General features: G+C 70.9%; 18 protein-coding genes and 2 tRNA genes. 13 read left to right on the top strand and 7 right to left on the bottom strand.

The annotated features are described in order from the left end of the window. Positions 1 to 131: 131 nt before the first annotated feature. The 3 genes from AB0L71_RS23050 (at position 132) to AB0L71_RS23040 (ending at position 1,726) form a co-directional block, all read left to right on the top strand. Positions 132 to 542 (top strand): VOC family protein, encoded by a 411-nt coding sequence (locus AB0L71_RS23050; RefSeq protein WP_365246056.1) that lies wholly within the window; start codon positions 132 to 134, stop codon positions 540 to 542. Between the two features lie 65 nt (positions 543 to 607). Then, positions 608 to 1,129, top strand: a complete 522-nt coding sequence (locus AB0L71_RS23045; protein WP_365246053.1) for a helix-turn-helix transcriptional regulator — start codon at positions 608 to 610, stop codon at positions 1,127 to 1,129. Between the two features lie 111 nt (positions 1,130 to 1,240). Next, positions 1,241 to 1,726: a DUF1801 domain-containing protein gene (locus tag AB0L71_RS23040; RefSeq protein WP_365246050.1), complete on the top strand. Its 486-nt coding sequence runs from the start codon at positions 1,241 to 1,243 to the stop codon at positions 1,724 to 1,726. A gap of 52 nt (positions 1,727 to 1,778) precedes the next feature. Here the strand turns inward: AB0L71_RS23040 and AB0L71_RS23035 are convergent, their stop codons facing one another. Then, on the bottom strand, positions 1,779 to 2,387 hold the full coding sequence (locus AB0L71_RS23035) for a hypothetical protein (RefSeq protein ID WP_365246047.1): 609 nt from the start codon (positions 2,385 to 2,387) through the stop codon (positions 1,779 to 1,781). Positions 2,388 to 2,516: 129 nt separating this feature from the next. Between AB0L71_RS23035 and AB0L71_RS23030 the strand changes: the two genes are divergently transcribed. Beyond that, on the top strand, positions 2,517 to 3,242 hold the full coding sequence (locus tag AB0L71_RS23030; protein WP_365246044.1) for a nucleotidyltransferase domain-containing protein: 726 nt from the start codon (positions 2,517 to 2,519) through the stop codon (positions 3,240 to 3,242). Positions 3,243 to 3,295: 53 nt separating this feature from the next. Here the strand turns inward: AB0L71_RS23030 and AB0L71_RS23025 are convergent, their stop codons facing one another. Beyond that, positions 3,296 to 4,423: a Gfo/Idh/MocA family oxidoreductase gene (locus AB0L71_RS23025; RefSeq protein ID WP_365246041.1), complete on the bottom strand. Its 1,128-nt coding sequence runs from the start codon at positions 4,421 to 4,423 to the stop codon at positions 3,296 to 3,298. A gap of 265 nt (positions 4,424 to 4,688) precedes the next feature. Between AB0L71_RS23025 and AB0L71_RS23020 the strand changes: the two genes are divergently transcribed. The 5 genes from AB0L71_RS23020 to AB0L71_RS23000 all read left to right on the top strand — a co-directional run bounded on the left by AB0L71_RS23020 (position 4,689) and on the right by AB0L71_RS23000 (position 9,237). Continuing rightward, on the top strand, positions 4,689 to 5,705 hold the full coding sequence (locus AB0L71_RS23020) for a hypothetical protein (RefSeq protein WP_365246038.1): 1,017 nt from the start codon (positions 4,689 to 4,691) through the stop codon (positions 5,703 to 5,705). A gap of 235 nt (positions 5,706 to 5,940) precedes the next feature. Next, positions 5,941 to 6,729, top strand: a complete 789-nt coding sequence (locus AB0L71_RS23015; RefSeq protein ID WP_365246035.1) for an HAD-IIA family hydrolase — start codon at positions 5,941 to 5,943, stop codon at positions 6,727 to 6,729. A gap of 68 nt (positions 6,730 to 6,797) precedes the next feature. After that, complete coding sequence (locus tag AB0L71_RS23010) at positions 6,798 to 7,361, top strand: hypothetical protein (protein ID WP_365246032.1); 564 nt, start codon at positions 6,798 to 6,800, stop codon at positions 7,359 to 7,361. Between the two features lies 1 nt (position 7,362). Next, the gene (locus AB0L71_RS23005; protein ID WP_365246029.1) at positions 7,363 to 8,058 is read left to right on the top strand and encodes a class F sortase; all 696 of its coding nucleotides are present in this window, start codon (positions 7,363 to 7,365) and stop codon (positions 8,056 to 8,058) included. Between the two features lie 150 nt (positions 8,059 to 8,208). Next, entirely contained in the window at positions 8,209 to 9,237 is a 1,029-nt protein-coding gene (locus AB0L71_RS23000; protein WP_365246086.1) for a glycoside hydrolase family 6 protein, read from the top strand. A gap of 52 nt (positions 9,238 to 9,289) precedes the next feature. Here AB0L71_RS23000 and AB0L71_RS22995 read toward each other — a convergent pair whose 3' ends face one another. The 3 genes from AB0L71_RS22995 to AB0L71_RS22985 all read right to left on the bottom strand — a co-directional run bounded on the left by AB0L71_RS22995 (position 9,290) and on the right by AB0L71_RS22985 (position 13,722). After that, on the bottom strand, positions 9,290 to 11,224 hold the full coding sequence (locus AB0L71_RS22995) for a galactose oxidase-like domain-containing protein (protein WP_365246026.1): 1,935 nt from the start codon (positions 11,222 to 11,224) through the stop codon (positions 9,290 to 9,292). Then, on the bottom strand, positions 11,221 to 13,122 hold the full coding sequence (locus AB0L71_RS22990; protein ID WP_365246023.1) for a cellulose synthase catalytic subunit: 1,902 nt from the start codon (positions 13,120 to 13,122) through the stop codon (positions 11,221 to 11,223). The genes AB0L71_RS22995 and AB0L71_RS22990 overlap by 4 nt, the downstream gene beginning before the upstream one ends. A 526-nt stretch (positions 13,123 to 13,648) precedes the next feature. After that, a tRNA-Lys gene (locus AB0L71_RS22985) sits at positions 13,649 to 13,722 on the bottom strand. 184 nt (positions 13,723 to 13,906) lie between these two features. On the opposite strand from AB0L71_RS22985, the gene AB0L71_RS22980 reads away from it, so the two are divergent. The 4 genes from AB0L71_RS22980 to AB0L71_RS22965 all read left to right on the top strand — a co-directional run bounded on the left by AB0L71_RS22980 (position 13,907) and on the right by AB0L71_RS22965 (position 19,528). Next, positions 13,907 to 15,364, top strand: a complete 1,458-nt coding sequence (locus AB0L71_RS22980; protein ID WP_365246020.1) for a peptidoglycan-binding protein — start codon at positions 13,907 to 13,909, stop codon at positions 15,362 to 15,364. 25 nt (positions 15,365 to 15,389) lie between these two features. Beyond that, the gene (locus tag AB0L71_RS22975) at positions 15,390 to 17,003 is read left to right on the top strand and encodes an SPFH domain-containing protein (RefSeq protein ID WP_365246017.1); all 1,614 of its coding nucleotides are present in this window, start codon (positions 15,390 to 15,392) and stop codon (positions 17,001 to 17,003) included. Positions 17,004 to 17,195: 192 nt separating this feature from the next. Then, positions 17,196 to 17,786 carry a lytic polysaccharide monooxygenase gene (locus tag AB0L71_RS22970; RefSeq protein ID WP_365246014.1) on the top strand — a complete coding sequence of 197 codons (591 nt, stop codon included), beginning with the start codon at positions 17,196 to 17,198 and terminating at the stop codon, positions 17,784 to 17,786. A gap of 26 nt (positions 17,787 to 17,812) precedes the next feature. After that, positions 17,813 to 19,528 carry an AMP-binding protein gene (locus AB0L71_RS22965; protein ID WP_365246011.1) on the top strand — a complete coding sequence of 572 codons (1,716 nt, stop codon included), beginning with the start codon at positions 17,813 to 17,815 and terminating at the stop codon, positions 19,526 to 19,528. Between the two features lie 80 nt (positions 19,529 to 19,608). Here AB0L71_RS22965 and AB0L71_RS22960 read toward each other — a convergent pair. Together AB0L71_RS22960 and AB0L71_RS22955 are read right to left on the bottom strand one after the other, a co-directional pair. Continuing rightward, positions 19,609 to 19,682 (bottom strand) — tRNA-Lys (locus AB0L71_RS22960). A gap of 120 nt (positions 19,683 to 19,802) precedes the next feature. Next, positions 19,803 to 20,561: an IclR family transcriptional regulator C-terminal domain-containing protein gene (locus AB0L71_RS22955; protein WP_365246008.1), complete on the bottom strand. Its 759-nt coding sequence runs from the start codon at positions 20,559 to 20,561 to the stop codon at positions 19,803 to 19,805. Positions 20,562 to 20,639 lie beyond the last annotated feature (78 nt).

Raw genomic sequence — 20,639 nt, 5'->3', positions numbered from 1 at the left:
CCCTGCGGGTACTCCCGGCCCTCCTTCGGGAACATGCGCGCTCCGTGGGACAGGTCCATGAACGCCGAGCGTCTCCGGATCGATCAGGATTCGAGAAGCGCGGTGCACGGACCGCCCCTAATCTGCTCGTCATGGACATCACCATCCACACGAGTTCTCTCCCGCACGACGACCCGGATGAGGCACTCGCCTTCTACCGGGACGTTCTCGGCTTCGAGGTCCGCAGCGACGTCGGGCAGGGCAGGATGCGCTGGATCACGGTCGGCCCGGCCGGGCAGCCCGACACGTCGATCCTCCTGGCGCCGCCGGCCACCGACCCCGGGATCACCGAGGACGAACGTCGCACCATCACCGAGATGATGGCCAAGGGCACCTACGGCTGGATCCTGCTGGCCACCCCGGACCTCGACGCCGTGTTCGAGAAGGTGCAGGCCGGTGACACCGAGGTCGTCCAGGAGCCGACCGAGCAGCCGTACGGCATCCGCGACTGCGCCTTCCGCGACCCCGCGGGCAACCTGGTCCGCATCCAGGAGCTCCGCTGAGCCGTGCGGACATCGATGCGGCCGTGCGGGCCGACACCGCGACCACCTGCGAGGGGAGTGTTCTCATGTGTCAGCCCGAGTGGCGGCGTGCACGCGTCCAGGCACAGCGCCTGGCTGATCTCGCGCGGCTGCGCCGCGTCCGTGACCGGATCGACCGGGAGTACGCGCATCCGCTGAATGTCGAGGCGCTCGCCCGGGGTGTCAGCATGTCCGCCGGGCACCTCAGCAGGCAGTTCCGGGCCGCCTATGGCGAGTCGCCGTACGCGTATCTGATGACGCGCCGCATCGAGCGCGCTACGGCGCTGCTGCGGCGGGGCGACCTCAGCGTCACCGAGGTCTGCTTCGCGGTCGGCTGCGCGTCGCTGGGCACGTTCACCACCCGCTTCACCGAGCTGGTCGGCATGCCGCCCGGGGCCTTCCGGCGCCAGGCGGCGGCTGCGGCGGCCGACCGGACCGATGCCGGGGGTGCGGTCCACGACGTGGGCTCTGCATTCACGGTGGAGGGGATGCCGGCGTGTGTGGCGAAGCAAGTGACACGACCGGTCAGGAATCGAGAAGCCACGGCCGCCGAGCAGCCCCTGGCGTGAGGGTCATGGCCCTCACCACTTCCGGCCGACGGCACCGGCTCGCACCGCAACGTGCTCGGTCGCAGCGCCGGCCCCTTTACCGCCTCATCCCTGTACGAGAGGAAGCCCGCCATGCCGTCCAAGAAGTCCTCCGCCGGCAACTCCGGCACGACCGCTGAGCAGTACAACGGATTCACCGCCGAAGAGCGGGCAGCGATGAAGGAGCACGCGCAGGAGCAGAAGAAGGCGGCAGCGCGGCGCGGTGCGTCCCGCGCGGAGAAGGAGGCGGCGGCGGAGCAAGACGTGCTCGCGAAGATTGCCGAGATGCCGGAAGCGGACCGGGTCCTCGCCGAGCGGATCCACGACATCATCAAGACCGCCGCTCCGGACCTCACGCCCAAGCTCTGGTACGGGATGCCCGCCTACGCCAGAGACGGCAAGGTCCTCTGCCACTTCCAGAGCGCGCAGAAGTTCAAGTCGAGGTATGCCACCCTTGGCTTCAGCGACGAGGCGGCACTCGACGACGGCGCCATGTGGCCGACCGCCTACGCCCTGAAGGAGCTGACCGCAGCCGACGAACAGCGCATCAGCGCGCTGGTCAAGAAGGCGGTGGGCTGAGGCCGGCCAGGGACCGGTCCGCGGCCTGGACCGGTCCCTGGCCCGGGTCACATCAGCCGAACCAGACGAATTCCACCTGGTCGAGCCGTCCGGCGCGCAGATCGTCGCGGCGGATCACCCAGCCCACCTCGCCATCGCCCCAGCCGAACAGGTCGTCCTGACCGAAGTGGGTGATGTTCAGCAGTGGCTCTCCACCGAAGATCTCCTTCAGGGCCGTGTCGTACACCTCGTCAAACCGCTCCGGGTCGTTCCGGAGCGTGATGACCGCCTCTTCCCTCCTTCGCTGGAATTCCCTGCTGCAGCTGCCCCAGGTGCTGTGGGGGTTCAGCGGCACCCCTCGCGGTTTGTCGGCCCAGCGGTCCATGGTCGGCTGGATGCCCACCTTGGCGCGGAACTCCTCCAGGGCGTCAGCGAGTTGGGCGTACCAGACCGCCTCTTCCTCGTCGAGGTCGTCCGGATCGTCGTCGTCCTCGAGGAGGAGCCAGCCGTGGGCATTCCACGCCACGTCGCTGGAGGCCACCAGGATCTCCCGCTCCAGCACCTCCTGCGTCTCCGGCTGCGATCCGTCCCAGCTCTCCCCGACGGGCGCGGGACGCACGGCCGTCTCGGTCCCCGGCGGTACGTACAGTGCCGTGCCGTCGGCGCAGTCCGAGTGAGTCACCGGCCTGGAGGGACGGCTCGTATCGAGCCTGAGCGCGGTGACTACGCTGATCGCTTCTCTGAACTACGGGACCAGAGCGTGTGCTTCGCCCCTGGTTCGCCTCTCCTTCGGATGCCACGATGAGCACCCATGGAGGAACTAGGGGATCTCGCTGCTCAGGCTCTGCGTTTGGTCACGACCCGTTTCCCGGACGCCTTGGGCGCCGTGCTGGGGGGATCGGTTGCTCACGGCCGGGCCACCGCGTCCAGCGACTTGGACGTGGCCATCCTGCTGCCGGACTCGGACATCAGCCGCCGGGAGGTGGTACGCCATGAGGGCCGCCTGGCTGAGCTGTTCCTGAACACCGTTGCGGACATACCGGAATTCTTCGAGTGGGACAGAGCCCGCCGCCGCGGCACGGTCCTGTTCATCTATGACCAGGGCCTGCCGTTGATGGACCCTCACGGCGATCTTTCTCGTGTGCGTGAACGGGCCCGAGCGGTACTCGCGGCCGGTCCGCCGCCGCTCACGGCGGGGGAATGGGAACGAGGCCGCTACAGCCTGACCTGTTTCATGGACGATCTGGTGGACACCCCGTCGGCCAACCGGTATGAGCAGCTTGCACTCGCCGATTTCACCCTGCGCGAGGCCGGGCATCTGCTTACTGCCTATTACGGGGCCTGGACGGGAATCGGCAAGTGGTTGCCCCGCAGATTGCTGAGTGCGGATGTGGTGCGGGGGAAGGCACTGCTGGACGGCCATCAACGTCTGGCAGAACACGCCGATCCCACTCCGTTGGTCACTGCGGCTGAAGAGGTGCTCGACCTGCTCGGCGGACCGCTGAGGGACGGGTACCTCCAGCGCTGGCGCGCCTGACCTGCCTGCTCGGTCCGGCCTCCCACAGACGCCATCCGCACTGCCGGTGCCGGTCAGGTGGAAACGGAGGCCGAGGGCAGGGTCACGACGACGCCCTCGCGGGCCGAGCGGCGCGCGGCCTCCAGTACGTCGAGGGCCGCGGCGGCCTGGCGGGCGGTCACCGGGTTGTCCCCCTTCCCGCGCAGGGCGGCGTGGATCGCCGCGTAGTACGCGGGATAGTCGCCCGGCAGCGTGCGGACCGGGATGCCGCCGCCCGTCAGCGGGGACTCCCCGGAGCCGATCCGGCCCCACAGGTGCGAGGGCTCCTCGCCCCACGGCCGGCCCGCTTCCGGACGCGCGCCCGCGCGCAGCTCGGACTCCTGCGGGTCGAGCCCGTACTTCACATAGCCGGCGGTCGAGCCGAGCACCCGGAACCGCGGACCGAGCTGGGCGGTGGTGGCGCTGACGTACAGATGCGAGCGGACCCCGTTCGCATGGGTGATCGCGAGGAACGTGTCGTCGTCCGCGGCGGCGCCGGGGCGGCGCACATCGGACTCCGCGTACACCTGCACCGCCGGTCCGAACAGGACGAGTGCCTGGTCGACGACATGGCTGCCCAGGTCGTACAGCAGCCCGCCGATCTCCTGCGGGTCGCCCGACTCGCGCCAGCCGCCCTTCGGCTGCGGGCGCCACCGCTCGAAGCGGGACTCGAAGCGCTGTACGTCGCCCAGTTCACCTTCGGCCAGCAGGCGGGCGAGCGTGAGGAAGTCGTTGTCCCAGCGGCGGTTCTGGAAGACCGAGAGCAGCAGCCCGCGTTCCTCCGCGAGGGCCGCGAGCTTTCGTGCCTCGGCGGCCGTACCGGCGATCGGCTTGTCCACGACGACCGGAAGTCCGGCCTCGATCGCCGCGGTCGCGATCGGGACATGGGTCTTGTTCGGCGACGCGATCACGATCAGGTCGAGTTCGTCCGCCCGCCCCCACAGCTCCTGGGGCGACGCGGCGAACCGTACGTCGGGGAACTCGCCGCGCGCCTGCGCCCGGCGCTGCTCGTCCGAGGTGACGACGGTGTCGAGGACGAGGCCCTCGGTCGCGGCGATCAGCGGGGCGTGGAAGACGGAACCCGCCAGGCCGTAGCCGACGAGTCCGACGTGCAGGGGGGTTCCGGACAGTCCCGGCGTCTGATGGGGTGCGTGGTCGGTCATGTCGCCACTTAAGCAATTCCGTGGCCGGAGTGCGTGCGGTGGGGGTGGTGCGCGACGCCGGGAGCGTCGGCGCGGGCTCGGGCGGGGGCGTGGGCGCGGGGTGTTCGAATGGGCTGTTCGAGGGGTTCCGGGCCGCCGGACGGGGCTCTTCGGCATGTCGTGCCGGTCGCCTCGCGCGCGCGTGGCAGCCTCACGGGACCAGAACCGGGTGAACTCCGGCGCACGGGGTGAGCCGGCCGTTTCGCGAGCAGCGAAGGAAGCCCCCATGCCGCCCACCCCGTCCCCGTCCCCGCCCGGCAGGCGCTCCGTCGGCACTCATGTGTTCGGTCCCGCGTCCGTCCCGCCGTTCTCCGCCGTCTCCGTCCCCGTGCCCACCGTCTCCGCGCGCCCTCCCTCGCCCTCGTTTCCGGCCCCGGTCATCGGGCGGACCCGGCATCGGCTCGCGCTCCGGCTGGTGGCGGCGAGCGTGGTGCCCGTCGTTCTCGGCGGTGCATCCTCCGCCCCCGTCTCGGCCGCGCCCTCGATCACCCCGGTGGCGAAGCCGAACCCGGGCGCCGCCGACCAGCCGCCCGACTGCGGTGATCCGGACGCGAGTTCCTTCCCGATCAGCACCCGTATCCATGGCGGCCCGGACGCCTACGTGTCCGGTGGCGGGTACGGAATCTGGTACCTCGACCTCACCAACACCACCGACGAGCCGTGCCGGGCCATCCATCCCGTACTGGTCCTCACCGACGAGGAACGGAAGCTGACCTCCGACCAGATCCAGCTGGAATTCTCCGAACCGGCCCGCCTCGATGTGGTGCATCGCGTCAGCTGGGAGACCACCGACCAGGACGAACACATCGGCGTCTTCGTGGGCGACGGTGCCGACGACCCCTTCGACGGCTTCACCGTTCCCGCGGGCCGCACCCTCACCGTCCCGGTCCGGATGGCCTTCACCTCGGACACCGGACCCGGCCGGATCACGGTCAGTGCCGCGATCGTCCAGCGGCAGCGGGTGAAGAGCGACGGGGCCGGGGCCGGGGAGGACGACGGGGCCTGGGTCGGCGAGTCCGCCGACTACCTCTTCAGCGTCGTCGAGGAGGACCGGAACGACGAGTCCGCCGACATCGGTGAGACCGAGGACGCCCGGCCGACCGCCCCCGCCCCCGGCCCTCCCGAGCTGGCCGCGACCGGCCCGGCCGCCGTGCCGACCGCGGCCGTGACCGTCGCCGGGTTCCTGATCGGCGGCGGTGCCATGGTGATCCGGGCACGTCGTATGCGCCGCCCCCGCCTCTGAACCGCCCCCGCCTCTGAACCGCCCCCGCCTCTGAACCGCCCCCGCCTCTGAACCGCCCGCGCCCCTGAACCGCCCGCGCCCCTGAACCGCCCGCGCGGAACCGTCCGGCACCCCGGCCGCCCGGCCACCCGGTCGTATCGTCGGTCCGGGCGGACCGCCTAAAATCGGGGGCGTCGGCGCTGCACAGCGCGGTGCCGCCGGCGTCCCAGCACACGGCGTACGGCAGGAGTCCCCCATGGCAGAGCGCAAGCCGATCTCATCCTGGCTCACCGACATGGACGGAGTCCTGATCCACGAGGGGACGCCGATCCCCGGAGCGGATGCCTTCATCAAGCGGCTGCGGGAATCGGGTCTGCCGTTCCTGGTCCTCACGAACAACTCGATCTACACCGCCCGCGATCTGCACGCCCGCCTGGCCCGGATGGGTCTCGACGTGCCCGTGGAGAACATCTGGACCTCCGCGCTGGCCACCGCCCAGTTCCTGGACGACCAGCGGCCCGGCGGCACCGCGTACGTCATCGGCGAGGCCGGGCTCACCACCGCGCTGCACGACATCGGCTACGTCCTCACCGACCACGAACCGGACTACGTCGTCCTCGGCGAGACCCGTACCTACAGCTTCGAGGCGCTCACCAAGGCGATCCGGCTGATCAACGGCGGCGCCCGCTTCATCTGCACCAACCCGGACGAGACCGGCCCGTCCGCCGAGGGCCCGCTGCCCGCCACCGGGTCCGTCGCCGCCCTCATCACCAAGGCCACCGGCAAGGCCCCGTACTTCGCGGGCAAGCCCAACCCGCTGATGATGCGCACCGGGCTCAACGCGATCGGCGCGCACTCCGAGTCCAGCGCCATGATCGGCGACCGGATGGACACCGATGTGCTGGCCGGTCTGGAAGCGGGCATGCAGACGTTCCTGGTCCTCACCGGACTCACCACGATGGCCGACATCGACCGGCACCCCTTCCGGCCGTCCCAGGTCGTCGATTCCATCGCTGACCTGGTCGATCTCATCGACGCGGACTGAACCCCACCCCGCACTGAGCGGATGCGGAAAGCAGGCGCGCGCGTGAACCTTCCCTCAGGAGGTTCACGATGCGTTCCATATCCCTCACGCTCTGTGCCGCCACGGTCGTTGCGGCGACCCTGATACCGGCAACCGCCGCGTCGGCCGACTCCTCATCCGGGTCGGGGACGGGCTCGGACTCCCGCGGCACACTCTCGGTGACCCCGTCCTCCGCCGCCCCGGACGGTGCGGTGGCCCTGCGGCTCGACTCCTGCGGGGGCAAGGAGGCCAAGGGCACCTCCGACGTCTTCGCCTCGGAGGCGCGTTTCACGTCCGCCACGGACGGGGGCCTCATCGCCAACGCCCGGATCAGATCGGACGCCGCCCCGGGCGACTACGACATCCAGATCGTCTGTGCGGACGACAAGGGCACCAAGGTGACCGGCAGGGTCACCGTGATCGACCGCGCCCAGGCCACGCCCCTGGCCCCGGTCCGCGCGGGCGGCGGCGGCACTGCCGCCGCCGACGACCAGGGAAGCCGGAGCGACGGCCCCGGCGCCACGCACGCGGTCATCGGTGTGGTGCTGGCCGCCCTCGCAGTCGCCTCCGTCGGCTTCCGCAACACCCGCCGTCGCCGCCCGGCCGGGGACTGAGATGTCCGAGCCCGACCAGCCCGAGGGCCACGGCCGGCTGCTGACCGGAGTGGCCTGGGCCGTCCTGCTGACCGGCCTGTGGCTCTGGGGCCGCGACATCGCCGACGTCTCCGGCGCCCGTTCCGCCCCGACCACGGGCGATGTCGCCGCGGTCGGACGCCCGTTCGGTGTTCCGCTCCCGCCGCCGCACGACCCGATCGAGGGCTCCGCGCCGGAACGGGTCGAGGTCCCGTCGATCGGTGTCGTGGCACCCGTGGTCGCCCGCGGTCTGGACGAGGACGGGGCGATCGAACCGCCGTCGTTCGACACGCCTCAGACCGTCGGCTGGTACGGCAACAGCGCCGAGCCCGGCGCGAAGGGGCCCGCGCTCCTCGTCGGCCACGTCGACACCGAGACCAGGCGCGCCGTCTTCTACGCACTGAGCGCGGTCCGCCCGGGCGCCAAGGTCGAAGTGACCCGCGCGGACGGCACGGTCGCCGAGTTCGTCGTCGACGACGTGCAGGTCTTCACCCGGGAACGCTTCAACGCGGACCAGGCCTACGGGCCCCGCGAGAAGGGCCGTGCGGAACTCCGCCTGATCACCTGCGGCGGCACCTACGACCGGTCCTCGCGCTCGTACGACGCGAACGTGGTCGTCTCGGCCTATCTGACCGGCGAGAAGTCCGGCGAGCGGACCGGCGGGAGCGGAGGCGTCTGAGGTAGGGAAGATGAACCACCCCGGCGCAGAATATTCCTGACGCAACGTCAGTTTGTGGTGACTGCTGGTTTCCGGGCCGGTGGACAGAAGCCCTGTGCCAGGATGAAGGGGACGTGGCAGTGCACCGGCGTCGCACCCGAGGGGGAGTGGATGTACGGCAGTCACGACGGCCGGTCGGGCCTGACGCGGGCGGCTGCGGTGGCCGGGGCGGGGGCGGTTCTGCTGCTCGCGGGATGTTCCTCCCCGTCAGCTCCCGGCAGTCAGGGGAAGGAATCCGGCAGCCACGGCCGGGGCCCCGGCGCCACCGTCCCGTACTGGGCCAACCCGGACGGCAACGCGGCCAGGCAGGTCGCCGTGTACACCGCGAACGGCGACCGGAAGAACGCTGCCCTGATCGAGCGGATCGCGCGACAGCCGGTCGGCGAGTGGATCGGCCCGGACCGCCCCGAGGCCGAGGCGAAGGGCCTCACCGAGGCGGCCGAGCGGGCCGGCCGGGAGGTGCTGCTGGTCCTCTACAACATCCCGCACCGCGACTGCGGGCAGTTCTCCCGGGGCGGCGCCGCCGACGGCCAGGCGTACCGGGCCTGGCTGGACGGTGTCGCCCGGGGCATCGGCGACCGGCGTGCCACGGTGATCCTGGAACCGGACGCGCTGCTGCACATGGTCGACGGATGCACGCCCCAGGAGTTCCATGACGAGCGATACGTCCTGCTGAAGGCGGCCGTCGAGCGGATCGGGCGGCAGCCGCGCACCCGCGTCTACCTGGACGCCGGCAATGCGGGCTGGCGCAGCCCCGACGCGCTCTTCGGGCCGCTGCGGCGGGCGGGTGTCGGGGCGGCCGACGGATTCGCCGTCAATGTCGCCAACTTCCAGACCACGGCGGTCAGTACGGACTTCGGCAAGCGGCTCTCGGCGAAGATCGGCGGCAAACCGTTCGTCATCGACACCAGCCGCAACGGCAACGGCCCGTACGTCGGCGGCGCGCCGGAGGAGAACTGGTGCAATCCGCCCGGCCGCGCGCTCGGCGAGGTGCCGACGACCGACACGGGCGACGAGCTGGTCGACGCCTACCTCTGGATCAAGCGGCCCGGCGAGTCCGACGGCGACTGCCGGGGCGGCCCGAAGGCGGGCCGCTGGTGGCCCGCGTACGCGCTGGGGCTGGCCCGGGCGGCGAAGTAGGAGTCCGCGGGCCGGGGCCCGGGACCCTTCCGACGCCCCGGACCCCGCCGCCTTACGGAACCTCGACCCACATCCCCTCGGACGGCGTCCCCCGGTCGTCCGTCACGAACAGCAGGTACCACCCCGACGGCACCAACGCCCGGTTCCCCGGCACCGTCACCGTGATCCCGCCCGCCGTGCTTCTCAGCTCCAGCGCCACCGACCGCTGGTCGGTGTCCGTGACATGGGTGACCGCACTCGGCCGCATCAGCCTCGCCGACGTGATCCGCCGCCCGGGCGCCGTGGCGAACCTGCCGGTGGCGCCGCGCCGGATGACCCGCGGGCCGGCGGTCAGTCGCGGGCGCGCACCCCCGTAGAGATACGGCGGTGTGTAGATCTCGATGCGCTGCTCGAAGACGCCCGGCCGGGTGTTCGCCCGGTCCCCGTAGAGCGGGTCGGAGCCGAAGACCATGACCCGGCCGTCCGGAAGAAGCACGGACCCCGAGTGGTAGTTGCGCCCCACCGCCGGGTCGGCGACCCGGCGGTAGGTGCCCGTCGCCGGGTCGTACAGCCGGGCTTGGAGCACATCCGATCCGCCACGCCCCCGGTAGTCGCCGGAGCCGCCGGTGACCAGCAGCGAGTCGTCCGGGAGCAGCGAGGCGCTCGGATAACGGGTGCCCTCCTCCAGGGAGGCGCCGTCCCGGAACCGTGGGGCGGGGTCCTTCAGGTCGACCAGGCGGGACTTCGCGCTCGACCGGGCGGACTCGCCGACCCCGCCACCGCCGATGACCATGAACTTCTCGTCCTGGGCCGGGGCCAGCCGCACCGTTGCCGAGGTCTCCATCGCGTCGGCGTCGCCCAGACCGGAGATCTTCCGGAACCTGTTCGTCGCCAGGTCCCAGACCCCGGGCTCGCGCCCGACATCGGCCGGACCGTATCCGGCGTTCGAGCCGGAGTAGAAGAGAGTGCCGTCGCTCAGCAGGAAGATCGCCGGATAGGTGGGGAACCTCCGGACGAAGCCGGTGTACTTCCACGCCTTGGTCCTCGGGTCGTAGATCTCGTCCTTGCCGGGGACGATCTGCCCGATCTCGTCCAGTCCGGAGAGGGCCAGCACCCGGCCGTCCTCCAGTGTGGTCAGTGTCGGGTACCAGCGCGCCTCCTTCATCGGGTCGACGCTGACGTACTTCTCCGCCACCGGGTCGAACTCGTAGGCGTCCCGGATGCCCTGGAAGTCCTTCTTGTCGAGGGCGAGTTTCTGCGCGATCCCGTACACGTTCCGGGCGTCGGAGCCGGTCAGGCCGGCGATGCGGTAGTTGTCCTCGGTGCCTGTCTCGTATCTCGTACCGGACTTCTCCGCCTCGACGTAGATCCGGCCGAGGCCGACCTTGTTGCGCAGGAACGCGCCGGTGCGCCGGTCGAAGACCTTGGTGGCCCGCTCGACCAGCACCGGGTCCTTGGAGACGAACGTCCGGCCATTGACACGGCCGGTGAACCGGGTGCCCGCGGGCAGGGTGATCGGCTTGTCCGGGTTCTCGTTGTGGACGATCATCAGGCCGCCGGCCTTGGTGACGTCGCCCTCGAGCTTCTCGTAGCGGCGGGTGCCGCCCGCGACGAGCAGTCTGCCGTCGGGCAGCTGGGTGTGGCCGGCGCAGAACAGGTCCCGAGGGGTGGGGACGTTCGTGAACCGACCGGTCCTCGGGTCCCAGAGCACCGACCGGAAGCTCTTCGCGTCGAAGTTCTTCCGGTCGTTGCCGGAGCCCGCGACCAGCAGCACCTTGCCGGTGTGCAGCAGCGCCGCGTGGATGGTGTTGATCCGGTACCCGGACGGGACGTCCAGGAAGTCCCAGTGGCCGTTCGCGGCCTTGTACTCCGGCTGGTTGATCCGGTACTCGTGGTACCGCTCGCTGCCGAAGCGGTACATCCAGGGGCCGTTCGTTCCCGAGAGGGCCAGGACCACCGCCGTGGTGATCGCCATGCGACGGGTGCGGCGGCTCGGACGGTACTTCATCGTTCACGTCCTCCCGGGACTGTCTGCAGGGTCTCGTCGGCGTCGGTCCGTGTGCTGCTGCTGTCCCGCACCGCGGCGGCGCGGGCGTGGACCGGCCGCGGGGGAGGGCCGGTGCGGTGCGTGCACCACCAGCCGAGAATCGGTGCCGCGGTGATCAGCAGCGCCGTGGCGGCCCAGATGAGCATCACCGGGTGGTGGTGTCCGCGTACGAAGGAGGCGCCGATGGAGCCGCCGAAGACCAGCACGAAAAAGAGATGGATCCGGAAGGTGCCCAGCAGGGTGTCCGGGCTGGACGAGTCGCCCTTGGGCGTCACCACGAAGGAGCTCCTGCGGCGCAGTACGGCGTCCAGCAGCGAGCGCGCGTAGACCGGGGCGGAGAACGCCGACATCATCATGCCGGCCAGACCGCCGGAGCCCTCCGGCTCGTGCGGTGAGACGTTGTGCCGCCGGTTCCAGAGGTACAGACCGATCTGGAGCGCCGAGGCGTTGCCGTACAGCATCATCCAGACGATCGGGTCGATCTGTACGCCGGAGGCCCCGATCCCGAGGAACAGCGCGCAACTCAGCGCCGCGAGAATCCAGTTCAGGGCGGACATCGGGTAGAAGATGATCATCATGGTGTAGTTGAAGAGCTTGCCCGCGGGGAGCGAGGAGAAGTCCTTCGCGTACTGCTTGAGGATCGTCTCGTACGTCCCTCGCGACCAGCGCAGTTGCTGGGTGAAGAAGTCCGTCCACGCGGTCGGGCCCTCGCCGACGGCCAGCACGTCCGGTGTGTAGACCGAGCGCCAGGTGCGGCCGGTGCGGGGATTGCGGGCGCGGTGCATCTCGAAGCCGGTCGCCATATCCTCGGTGATCGAGTCGTACAGACCGCCGATCTGCCGGAGCGCCGAGATCCGTACGGCGTTGCTGGTGCCGACGAACATCGGGGCGCCGTAGTGGTTGCCCGCCCGCTGGATCAGCGCGTGGAAGAGGAACTGCTGGGACTCGGCGGCCTTGGTGACGAAGGAGTCGTAGTTGCCGTAGACCTGCGGGCCGACGACGAAGCCGACGTCCGGGTCGCGGAAGTAGCCGAGCATCCGCTCCAGATAGTTCGGCAGCGGTACGTGGTCGGTGTCGACGGAGGCGAAGAAGTCGTACCGGTCGCCGTGCGCGTCCAGCCAGGCGTTGTAGTTGCCGTGCTTGGTCCTCGCGCGGTGGGGTCCCGTGGTCCGGTTCCAGCGGGCGACGCCCTTGCGGGAGAAGTGGTGCACCCCGAGCCGGGTGCAGACCTCCTTCACCGCGGGGTCGTCGCCCTCGTCGAGCAGCCAGACGTGCACCGTCCCGCGGTGCCGGACGCGGACCGCCGCTTCGAGGGTCCTCGTCACCATCTCCAGGGGCTCCTTGCCCGGGACGAAGGAGGTGAGGAACGCGACCCGGGTACCGGCCTCCGGAACGACCGGGACCGGGTCCCGTGCGATCAGCGTGGCGTGGGCGTTCGACAGGACATTCAGGGTGCGGAAGAGCTCGATCAGGCCGATCGAGACCAGCATCACGAGATCGAGGAGGTGCAGGAGGCCGTTCCCGGGGTCCGGATCGCGCCGGGTCCAGTGGTCCGGCTGCATGAGCCAGACGAGCAGGCCGAGCGAGACGAGGGGAGCGGCGCCCAGCAGGAGCGCCGCGCGTAATCTGTGCGGTTCCTGTGAGAGCAACGAGCGGTACCGCACCCGGTACGGGCGGTCGGGGTCGGGCACGGTCAGCGGGCCGGCGAGCCGGCTGTGGTGCTCGTAGTCGTACCGGGGCAGCGGGTGTCCCCGGTGGTGCCGTTGCTCGCCGCCGGCCGACCGGGCGGGTATTCGGAGGTGGGTGGTCCGGAACGGGTCGTCGTTCTGCTGCCGGGCGCCTGTCGGCGTCGACGTCATGGGTCATCCCCCTGCACGCATGGTCAGTACGTGACGGTTCGGTCGTCTCGGCCGCGGCGACTCTCCCTGGGTCACCGCGGACGACGTCAAAGGCGGGCGGCCTCCGCTCGGACACGGAACGGCGCCCTTCCGGCTGTCCGATGCCTCCCCGGCATCGGTCCGCGGGCGGGGCTCCACCCCGCGCGGCGGACGACCGGAACATCCCTCTCTGCATCCCCCCTGTGCATCCCTGTGCATCCCCGCGCATCCCCTGCGCAGCCCCCTGTGCTGCCACAACTGCGCGGCACATCAGCCCGGTTGGAGCTGATGGCCCCTAGACAGGTTGTCCGACCCGGGTGCCGATCGCAAGGGCGAAAGGAGTGGGTTGCCCGTCATAAGTGCGATTTTGTGAACCCTTGTGGAGGAGGGCTGCGGAGGTGTAAGCGAGGGCCTCTCGGGCCGCCGGGAAGCAGGGCGATGGCGTGGGGATCCGGCGCGTGAACGAGCAAGACCCCCTCACGCATGGTGAGGGGGTCTTGACTCTGCGTGCGCCGCCAGGGACTCGAACCCCGGACCCGCTGATTAAGAGTCAGCTGCTCTAACCAACTGAGCTAGCGGCGCCTGCTGACCTGGAGAACTCTACCCGAAGCCGGGGAGTGCTCCCGACCATTTCTGGCCTCTCGCGGCCTGTCGGATGGTCGTTTTTTCACTTCTGCCCGTCAAAATGCGATATGTCGGGAGAGTTGAGACACTGGCGCCCGTGCGGATGCGCCAAAAGATCTTGACGAGTGTGGAGGGGAAGCGCGTGACTTTGCCCGCTTTCGAGGATTATGAGCCCGCCGACGACTGCATCTGTGTGGGATGCGCCGCACAACGGCGAGCCGCGGCCGGCGCCTTGCCCGTGCGGTACGGAGGCCATCCGAGCGCGCATGGCGCGCGCCGTGCGCTGGTGCTGGTCACCGCGGCCGGGGTGGTGCTGGGCACGGGGACGGCCGAGGCGGCGGGTGTGCCGGACGACCGGGCGGCGGAGGCGGCCGGAGCCGCCCGTGCGGACGAGTCGGCGGGGTCGGGCGAGCCGGTCGACGCGACGGCCCCGGAGATCCTGGAGCCCTCGGCCGAGGAGAGCGGCCCGCTCGCCCGGGCCGACCCGGAGAACGACGACGGGGACGCGCTCGCCACGGCCGACGCGGAACCGGACAGTCCGCAGGGCCTGCCGGGGCCGCTGGAGGGCGCGGGTGCCTCAGGCCCGCCCTCGTCCACGACCGGGTCCACGCCGCCAGGGACCACCCGCGCCGCGATCATCGACCGGGCGAAGAAGTGGGTGTCCGCGAAGGTTCCGTACAGCATGTACGCGTACTGGTCCGACGGATACCGGCAGGACTGCTCCGGCTATGTGTCGATGGCCTGGGGCCTGCCCTCCAACGAGTGGACCGGCAGCCTCTCCGAGTTCGGGACGCGGATCGCGCGGTCGGAGCTGCAGCCCGGCGACATCCTGCTCTTCCACAATCCGGCCGATCCCTCGAAGGGCTCGCACGTCACGATCTTCGGCGGCTGGACCGACTCCTCGCACACCCACTACACGGCGTACGAGCAGACCAAGCCGCACACTCGCAAGCAGACGACGCCCATGGCGTACTGGAGCAACTCCGACAAGTACATCCCGTACCGCTACAAGGGCCTCACCAGCGGAAGCGACAAGGCCGGAAGCGGTGGCGGCCTGTCGACGGCGTTCCCGGGGGCGTCGAAGTTCGGCCCCGGTGCTGACAACAGATACGTCACCCAGCTCGGGGAGATGCTCGTCGACCGGGGCGGCAAGCGCTTCTACGACGTCGGCCCCGGGCCGGAGTGGGGCGACGCCGACCGGCGTGCGACCCAGGCGTTCCAGAAGGCCCAGGGCTGGAAGGGGGCGGAGGCGGACGGCATCCCCGGCCCCGACACCTGGAGCCTGCTGGTCAACGGGACCGGCCGTGACATCCCCGCCGACGGCAAGAACGACAAGAGCGACGACAACGACTCGAACGCGTCTTTGGCGTTCCCCGGGCGAAGTTATTTCCGGTCCGGTCAGTCCAACAGCCATGTCGCCGAGCTCGGCCGACAGTTGGTGAAAAAGGGATACGACACGTACTACCGGTCCGGACCCGGGCCCCGGTGGACCGAGGCGGACCGGCGCAATGTCGAGGCCTTCCAGCGGGCGCAGGGCTGGCGGGGCGCAGAGGCGGACGGCTACCCCGGTCCGGAGACCTGGCGTCGGCTCTTCGCGTGACACAGCAGACATGACGGAGGCGGGAATGGGATCCACGGTGACGGACAGCTCCGGAACCCCGGAGTGCGGAAGCGGACGGGAAGGGGTGCGGGAGCGGATGTGGGGTCCGGACCGCGGGACGGCGTACGACGGGGCGGGGGAGACGGGCGCGGGGGAGACGGGTACGGGGAGCGGCGCCGGGGCGGTGCGGGGCCGGGTCGTCGGCACGGCACCGGCCTCGGGTCCGGGGGGCGGCACGGTCCTTGCTCCGGTCCCGGGGGGCGCCTCGGGCGTGGGGCCGGACGCCGGTGAGGGCTCGGTGGTCGACCTGGTGCTGGACCTGGTCCCGGGCGAGGAAGCGGACCGGGCGACCCTCGGTGCGGCCTCGGCCGCCGTCTCGATGCCGGCTGCCGCTGCTGCTGCCGCACCCGTCCCGGCGCCGACCGGGCGCCGTGGAGCCGACGTCCCCGGCACCGTCTTCGACTCCCTCCCCGTCGCCGCGGGGGCCGGGGCCGAGCAGTCCGGCGACGTCCTGTCGAAGGCCGGACGGCATCAAGCGGTCCTCGGCCAGGAGCGCACCCGGGCCATCCCCGTCCACCTGCTCTTCCGCGACGAAGCCGAAGGCACCGACGCGGCCGCCCTCCCCGCCGTCGTGATCCCGAGAGGAACGGCCGGTGACCAGCAGGCGGCGGTGCGGCGGCCTGCCGCACCGAAGGAGACACAGGTGCGGCCCCCGACGCGGCCGGCACCGCTCGGCGATCCACAGCTCTTCGAACGCTCCGGTCCCGCACTGCCCGGCTGGCTGGCATTGTTTGCCGCGCTGGCCGGGATCGCCGGCGCCGGGGCCGTCCTCTGGTGGGCCGGCGCGCTGCCCGCCTCCGCTCTCGCCCGGTTCGGCATCGGCGCGCGTCGTTACGACGGGATCGACCTCGGCACCGGTGCGGCGCTCGCCGCGCTGACGGCGCTGGTGCTCCTCGCGCTGGGCGGCCTGAGCCGCGGACGGGTCGGGTACGCCTGGGTGCTCACGCTCTTCGGCAAGTACCGCGGGACCGTGCGGCGGACCGGGCTCATGTGGGTCAGCCCGCTGCTGCTGCGCCGTCGGATCGACGTGCGCCTGCGGCACTGGCGCAGCGAGCCGCTCCCCGCGGTGGACGCCAACGGCACGGCACTGCGTGTCGTCGTCCTCGTCGTGTGGCGGATCAAGGACACCGTCCGGGCGACGCTCGGAGTCGCGGACCACGAGGAGTACCTGCGCGAGCAGGTCGAGGCCGCGATGGCCCGGGTCCTCTCGCAGCTTCCCGCCGACGCCTTCCACGAGGACGCCCCCACCCTGCGCAACGCGGAGGCGGTCGGCGACGCACTGACCCGGATGCTGAAGGCGGACTGCGAACCCGTCGGCATCGAGGTGTACTCGGCGCAGCCCACCGGAATCGAGTACGCGCCGGAGGTCGCCGCGGCCATGCAGCGGCGCCGGATCGCCGCCATCGACGCCAAGCACCGTGACAGCGTGCTGACTTCGGTCGTCGACGCGGTGGACGACACGGTCAACCGGCTGACCGCGCGGGGCATCGTGGAGCTGGACGACTACGAACGCAAGCTGCTCGTCAAGGACTTGACGGTGGCCTTCTACACCGGACGCGGCGCCGGGGAGGGCGTCTGACGGCTCCTCGGGGGTGCTCGTGCCGTGGCAGACAACGTTTGCCACGGCACTCGCGCGCGGAAGCGGAATCGAACCCACATTGGTCTGGACATGTGTACAGCCCGTCCATAGTCTAAGACTTGGTCTAGACCGCAGCACCTGCGCGCAGCAGTGCCCAGAGCACCTCCCCCACATTCATGAGGAGCGACAGCCATGCGTAAACGGGCAAGTGCGGCCATAGTCGGACTGGTGGTGGCGGGCGCCTCGATGCTCGCGACGAGCACCGCCGGCAGTCACGGCTACACCGACAACCCCATCAGCCGTCAGAAGCTCTGCGCCAACGGGACGGTGGCGGACTGCGGCAGCATCCAGTGGGAGCCGCAGAGCGTCGAGGGACCCAAGGGCTTCCCGGCGGCGGGTCCCGCGGACGGCGCGATCTGCTCCGGCGGGAACTCCCGGTTCGCCGAGCTCGACGACCCGCGCGGTGGCGCCTGGCCCGCGACCAAGGTCACCGCGGGTCAGGGCTTCAGCTTCCGCTGGCAGTTCACCGCACGCCACGCCACGACGGACTTCCGGTACTACATCACCAAGGACGGCTGGGACCCCACCAAGCCGCTCACCAGGGCCGACCTGGAGTCGCAGCCGTTCATGACGGTGCCGTACGGCGGTCTGCAGCCCCCCTCGACCCTCACCCAGCAGGGCACCATCCCCACCCAGAAGACCGGACGGCACATCATCCTGAGCGTCTGGAACATCGCGGACACGGCGAACGCGTTCTATGCGTGCTCCGATGTTCAGTTCTGACGTATAGTCAGTTACCGTGCGGCGCCATGGGGAGCGCAGCCACCGTAGCGGAGCTCGTACTACGCCAATGGGGCGACCACCGGCCCGGACTGAGGTATGAGGACACCGTCCTCAGCCATCACCAGGTCGCCTCGGGCGCCGCCGCGCGGGCGGCGCTCCTGGCGGATCTGCTGCCGGCGGGCAGCGAGCCGCATGTCGGGGTGCTGCTGGACAACACCCCGGAGTTTCCTCTCTGGTTGAGCGCGGCGGCCCTGGCCGGGGCCGCCGTTGCCGGGATCAACCCCACCCGGCGCGGCGCCGAACTGGCCCGCGACATCCGGCACACCGCATGCCGCCTCCTGGTCACCGAGCGCGTGCATCTTCCGCTGCTCGACGGGCTGGAGCTCCCAGGCGTACGGGTCCTGGTCACCGACACCGACGCGTACACCGAACTGCTCGCCGGGTACGCCGGAGCCGCACCGGGCGACACGGTCCTGGCCGGGATCGGCCCCCGGACCAGGATGCTGCTCTACTTCACCTCGGGCTCGACCGGTGCGCCCAAGGCCGCGATCTGCACCCAGGGACGGCTGGCCGCCGCCGGGCGGTCTTTGGTCGAGAACTTCGGCGTCCGGCGCGAGGACGTCCACTACATCTGCATGCCGATGTTCCACGGCAACGCGGTGATCGCCGACTGGGCGCCCGCACTGGCGGGCGGGGCCGCGATCGCGCTGCGCCGCCGCTTCTCGGCCTCCGGGTTCCTCGACGACGTGCGGGCGCACCGGGCGACGTACTTCACCTACGTCGGGCGCGCCGTGCAGTATCTGCTGGCCACGCCCCGGCGCCCGGACGACCGCGAGCATCCGCTGCGGCTCGGCTTCGGCACCGAGGCCGGCGCGGTGGACGCGGCCCGCTTCCGGGAGCGGTTCGGGGTGCGGCTGGTCGAGGGCTACGGTTCCTCCGAGGGCGGTGCGGCGATCCAGCGGACGCCGGACACCCCGGAGCGGGCAATCGGGAGAGCGTCGGCGCGCGACGACCTGGCGGTCGTCGACCCGGAGACGGGCGAGGAACGGGCCGCCGCGCGCTTCGACGGGGCCGGAAGGCTGGTCAACGGGGACGAGGCCATAGGCGAGCTGGTCAACCGGGGCCGTACGCCCTTCGAGGGGTACTGGCGCAACGAGGCGGCCGACGCGGACCGGCTGCGCGGCGGCTGGTACTGGACCGGTGACCTGTTCTTCCGCGACGCCGACGGCTTCCTCTACTTCGCGGGCCGCACGGACGACCGGCTGCGGGTGGACAGCGAGAACCTGGCAGCCGCCATGATCGAGAACATCCTGGCCCGCTGGGCGGACGCGGCGGCCGTGGCGGTGTACGCGGTCCCGGACCCGGTCGCCGGTGACCAGGTGATGGCGGCGCTCGCGATGCGGGAGGACACCGCTTTCGACCCGTCCGCCTTCGCCGCGTTCCTCGGGGCGCAGACGGACCTGGGTACGAAGATGGCGCCCCGCTTCGTACGGATCGTTCCGGCGATGCCGGTGACGGCGACGAACAAGGTGCACCGGGTGGGGCTGCGACGCGAGGGATTCTGGTCCGCAGTGTCCGCAGAGTCCGCAGGATCCGCAGGGTCCGTCTGGTGGCGCGGCCCGGACGGGGCGTACGAACCGCTCACGGGCGATCGGCTGGCTGCCCTGCTGGGGGAGTACGCGGCCCACGGGCGGGAAGGCGTGCTGCCCGGCGCGGTCGCCGACTCCCGTACGGATGCGTAGCGCGTCTGCGCCTTCCGGAGGGGGTGGACAACGCACTGGGCGGTCCACGTGTGTACGTGAACCGCCCAGTGCGTTGTCTGTGCGCCGCCAGGGACTCGAACCCCGGACCCGCTGATTAAGAGTCAGCTGCTCTAACCAACTGAGCTAGCGGCGCCTGCTGACAGAAAAATAGTACCTGCTCCGGAGGGGTGCTTCGGACACGGCCCGTCGGACCGGCCCGATGGGGCCGGTGGCCGGTCCTGGGGCGCCCCGGCCTGCCCCGCGGTCCCGTGATTCAGAGGGCCATCGACAGCAGCACGGGAGCCGCCCGTCGATTCAGTGCGTCCGCCGCCGCGCGCAGGCGATGCGCGTCCTCGACCGGCAGGGACAGGGCCAGGCAGCCCGCCGATGCCCCGGCCGTCAGCGGTACCGCCGCGCACACCGTGCCGACCGCGTACTCCTGGAGGTCGAGCACTGGGACCGTCGCCGGCTGGCTGTCCAGCTTCGAGAAGAGCACCTTCTCGTTGGTGATCGTCCGGGAGGTCAGCCGGGCCGTCCGGTGGCGCGAGAGGTGGTCGCGGCGGCCGTCCTGGTCGAGCTGGGCCAGCAGGCACTTGCCGACCGCCGAGGCGTGCGCGGAGGAGCGGAAGTCCACCCACTCGTTGACCGCGGGTGCATGGGGGCCGTCGGCGTACTGCGTGACGCGGATCTCACCGTCGACGTACCGGCTGAGGTAGACCGCCGCGCCCACCGAATCACGCAGCTGGACCAGCATCTGCTGGAGCCTGGTCTCCAGGGCCTGCCTGCGGGCCTCGCCCGTGCCGAGGAGCAGCAGCGAGGCGCCGATGACATAGGCACCGTCGGTGATCTGCTCGACGTATCCCTCGCGGCGCAGGGTCAGCAGCAGGGAGGTGAGGTGCCCGAGGGGCAGCCCCGTCTCCTGGGCGATCCGGGTGTCCGTCACGCCGCTGTCGTGATGGGACACCGTTTCGAGAATGCGAAGGGCGTACTGCACCGAGTGGAACGGAATGGTCGGTTCGGGTTTCAGTGCCACGGTGTCCCCCACCAGGTCGTGACCGCAGGATCTTTCCCACGATAGCCGTCAAGAGCCCTGTACGGGGCTGCTGTTGGG

The organism is Streptomyces sp. NPDC052052, from assembly GCF_040680455.1.
Taxonomy (GTDB): domain Bacteria; phylum Actinomycetota; class Actinomycetes; order Streptomycetales; family Streptomycetaceae; genus Streptomyces.
This window is presented reverse-complemented; position numbering and strand designations above follow the sequence as displayed.